A 1,427-nucleotide genomic window follows, 5' to 3' on the forward strand; every position below is an offset into this window, starting at 1 on the left:
CTCATGAACGATCGAGGCTAGAACGCGCTGCCGCAACAGCGTGGCCCGCGAGTCAGTTGCCGCTGTGTAGTACATGATGCGCCCCTTCGTATCCACTGGATCAAGTACTGCGCTGTCAAGGGAGCGCAGTACGGGAGTGCCCAAGCTACCCTGCAGAGTTCCAGGACGCATGAGCGCGCCAGTCAGCGCGCCAGTCAGGTCGATGAACCCAGCGTTGTCGCGAAAGATTGAGTAGACAGCGCGGCCTGGCTGGCTTTCCGAGCTCGCGCGGGTCGTTCGGGCCCGTCAGTTGCCGCCACTTTCCTTACCCTCGTAGAGGAGGCAGGACCTGTACGTGTGCACCTCGACTGTTCAGCCAGGCTTCGAGGTCGGCTCCGGTGATCGCACGCAGCTCGCTTCCTTCGGTGACGTGCACCGGACCGAATATCGTCCCCGTAAGCCCGAGTACTGTCGTCTGTTCATCCATGAAAACTTGAAATGATGTTCGTTGGGCGCTTGCATTTGACAGGTCTGCACCTTGAAGCTTCACATCGAGCAGTCCGGCCCCATCGAGTTTGGCGCTTCTGAAGGACGCTCCTCGGGCGTCAACTGCCCACGCTTCCACACTTCCGAGATCGGCTCGGTCCAAATTTGCGGCAGCCAACGAGGATTCATCCAGTACAGCCTTCACGAGTGTGGCTTCAGAAAGATTTGCTCCTTCGAGCTCAGCTCCCTCCAGATGGGATCTGTACAGATCGGAACCAGACAAGTTGACGCCCCGAAGGACAGACTCCGTGAACAGCCCTTCGGTGAGATCGGCACCGGAAAGGTCGGCTCCGCGCAGGTCTAGCCCAGCCACGTCCAATGGCGAATCACCGGAGGCAGTCCACTCGATCAATATGGCAGTAGCCTGCGCATCGACTGGGAGCGTCTTTACGCTCCGTTCACCGCTACGGGTACCAGACAACGCGATCACTCCAACGGGACTGCTGCACGATCGGGTGACAGCGGGTTCTATGCAGCCAGGGCTGCGGGTGGGGTCATGATGGTCTCGAACTCGACGGGGGTCAATCGGGCCAGGCGTTTCTGGCGTGCGCTCGATCCAGATCACGATTGCGGTCCGCAGTTCCTGGCGGGTGGTCCAGGTGCGGCGGTCGAGGACGTTCTTCTGCAGCAGCGCGAAAAATCTCTCCATGGCCGCGTTGGCGCCGGCGGCACCGACCCGGCCCATCGATCCGATCATGCTGTGACGTGCGAGAACCGTGACGAATTCCCGCGAGCGAAATCGCGACCCGCGGTCGGAACGAACGATGCATCCGGCGACCTGACCGCGACGGGCGACCGCGGATTCCAGAGCCCTCACGGCGAGACTGGACTTCATCCGGGCGTCGATGGAGTAGCCCACGATGCGGCCCGAGCAGGCGTCCTTGACCGCGCACAGGTACAGC

At 61.5% G+C, this 1,427-nt stretch carries 1 protein-coding gene and 1 pseudogene; both read right to left on the bottom strand.

Annotated features, from left to right (window positions below; translation table 11 throughout):
- Positions 1 to 304: 304 nt before the first annotated feature.
- Positions 305 to 955 (bottom strand): pentapeptide repeat-containing protein, encoded by a 651-nt coding sequence (locus IH13_RS41730; RefSeq protein ID WP_037843255.1) that lies wholly within the window; start codon positions 953 to 955, stop codon positions 305 to 307.
- A gap of 38 nt (positions 956 to 993) precedes the next feature.
- Positions 994 to 1,427 (bottom strand): annotated as a pseudogene (locus IH13_RS41735) (transposase); the annotation flags it as partial.

It is taken from the genome of Streptomyces sp. NRRL WC-3549 (genome assembly GCF_000721935.1).
In the GTDB taxonomy this organism is placed as follows: Bacteria; Actinomycetota; Actinomycetes; order Streptomycetales; family Streptomycetaceae; genus Streptomyces.